This is a genomic window from Arthrobacter sp. 2YAF22_2, from assembly GCF_052114645.1.
In the GTDB taxonomy this organism is placed as follows: Bacteria; Actinomycetota; Actinomycetes; order Actinomycetales; family Micrococcaceae; genus Arthrobacter.
Window position 1 is genome coordinate 1 of record NZ_JBFRFD010000618.1, and the last position, 1,864, is coordinate 1,864.

Annotated in this window: 2 protein-coding genes and 1 pseudogene; 2 read left to right on the forward strand and 1 reads right to left on the reverse strand. The window is 62.6% G+C overall.

Annotation, left to right across the window (positions count from 1 at the left end):
* Positions 1-193, forward strand: a pseudogene (locus tag AB4Y86_RS17925) (hypothetical protein); the annotation flags it as partial.
* Positions 194-251: 58 nt separating this feature from the next.
* On the opposite strand, the gene AB4Y86_RS17930 reads toward AB4Y86_RS17925, so the two are convergent.
* On the reverse strand, positions 252-992 hold the full coding sequence (locus tag AB4Y86_RS17930) for a DUF981 domain-containing protein (RefSeq protein ID WP_441403505.1): 741 nt from the start codon (positions 990-992) through the stop codon (positions 252-254).
* A 166-nt stretch (positions 993-1,158) separates the two neighbouring features.
* Here AB4Y86_RS17930 and AB4Y86_RS17935 point away from each other — a divergent pair, with 166 nt between their 5' ends.
* Positions 1,159-1,728 (forward strand): TetR/AcrR family transcriptional regulator, encoded by a 570-nt coding sequence (locus tag AB4Y86_RS17935; RefSeq protein WP_441403506.1) that lies wholly within the window; start codon positions 1,159-1,161, stop codon positions 1,726-1,728.
* The last annotated feature ends 136 nt before the right edge of the window (positions 1,729-1,864 follow it).

Sequence of the window (1,864 nt, forward strand, 5' to 3'; positions counted from 1 at the left end):
CACCTTGGCATGCCGGAGTACCCGGCGGGTGTCCTTCACCATCGCGGACAAGGAGAACGTCCTGGTGGACTTGAGCCTGCTTTGCGGCACGTCGCGGGTCAACGTCGTGCAGCTCGCCGCGGACACGGTGCTATCGGTCCGGATTGAGTCCCTGGCGCCGGCGAATTTCGCCTACCGGGTGAGCCGGCTTTGAAAGATGTGGGCAGCAGTAGGCCCCCGCGGACTCATCCACGAGGGCCCGGCCAGACTCCCTACATAGTGTTGACGATCAGGCCGATGTGCGTGAAATAGTTCATGGCGCCAAAGAGCAGGAATGCCAGCCCGGTCAGAAGCCACACTATTCCGATGATCTTGACCAGTCCCGACGCCGCTGCCCCGGAGGTGCGGAGCTTGGCAACGGCAAAGGGAAACAGCACTGCACCGACCCCGACAAGGGCGAAGAGCCCGGACATAAAGGTTGCTTCAATGACGGGATAGGCAGCGAAGGCGCCCGAAATCGGTTCCTGGGGCGGCGCTGCAAAAAGCTGGTAGGTAATGCCGGCGGCCGCGATCGCGAGCAGGCTCAGGCCCAGACCGCCAATAAAGAGGGACAAGGGGCGGACCGTATTAGCTGCAAGGGCAATGGGGTCGGGGGCGGAGGTGAGAGCCTCGCCGCGACGCCACAGGTAAAAGGCAGCCCCGAGCAGCAGCACGCCGAAGCCCAGGCTGGTTTCGCCGAAGATGATGTTGTCGAACGGGAAGCCGCCTGCCGCAAGCGGCCAGGTCAGGGTCATATGCAGGCCTGTGGTGGTGAGGATCAGGCCCAGCACGCCAAACGCCATAGACCAGCCGTCAGTGCTGACGGTTGCATCGTTGTTGCGGCGAAGCCGAAAGAGGTCGCGGCCCAAGATGACCACGGCCAACAATCCCGCCCCGGCGGCCAGTGACATGATGGTGTTGTAGGTAGGCATAGTCGCCCAGTCGATTTTGAGAGCTTCCGTTGTCATGCTCATGATGCAATCGCTTTCCCTTTGCGTGGGCCGCCATGGTCCAACCGAAAAGCCATACCGTTGTATGGCTTTTAATGTAGCGACGGTGGCGGCGGTTTTATTCCTGCGGGAGCGGGGTTAAGAGGATGAGGAAATCAAGCAACATCGCAGTCAGGCGAAGCAGGAGCTGATGGCCGCGGCCGCCGCACAATTACTGATTGACGAAGGGCCGTCCGCCGTCACTCATCGTCGCGTTGCCGAGGCCGCCGGGCTGGCCGCGGGATCCGGAAACTACTACTTTCCCTCCAAGAAGGAACTGTTTCGGGCCGCCGTTGCAGGAGCCGAGGACCTGCGGTCTGCGAGCGCCCTCACGGTAGCCCGGGCCTGCCGTCCCGGCGAGGAGAGCCTGACGTCGGTTGCCCTGCGGCTGATGGCCATCTACTTTGCCCCCAAGCTGGGCTCGAACGTGGTGACTGCTAGGCTCAATCCGATTCTGGATGCTGGCCATGACCCTGAACTGCAAGAGATCATCCGCAGTCACCAGCCGCTGCTGGCCGAGGCCCTGAACATCGGGCTGGAACGGATGACCGGCCGAACGCTGGGGAGCAATGACATGCAGTTGCTCATGCAAACAATTGGAGCGTCGCTCCTGTATGGATTTGCCCTCGGGGAGAATGACGTGCTTGGCTATTCAGCCCGTTCGATCGCCCGAATCCTGGAATTGTTAGATGTGGGCATTGTGGCGGCTCCGCTTGAATAGCGGCCGCTGCCAGTAAGCCACTGCTGCACGTACGCAGCGTCAATTGGCGCGTTCAGGCGGCCGCGCAGCCGTCGGGGCAGCGTAGCGGCGAGCCGTCGCGTTCAGGCGGCCGCGCAGCCGTCGGGGCAGCGTAGCG

Bases quoted from the DNA above. Each gene is read 5' to 3' on its own strand.
- AB4Y86_RS17930 (WP_441403505.1), bottom strand. From the start codon at position 992: ATGAGCATGACAACGGAAGCTCTCAAAATCGACTGGGCGACTATGCCT.
- AB4Y86_RS17935 (WP_441403506.1), top strand. From the start codon at position 1,159: ATGGCCGCGGCCGCCGCACAATTACTGATTGACGAAGGGCCGTCCGCC.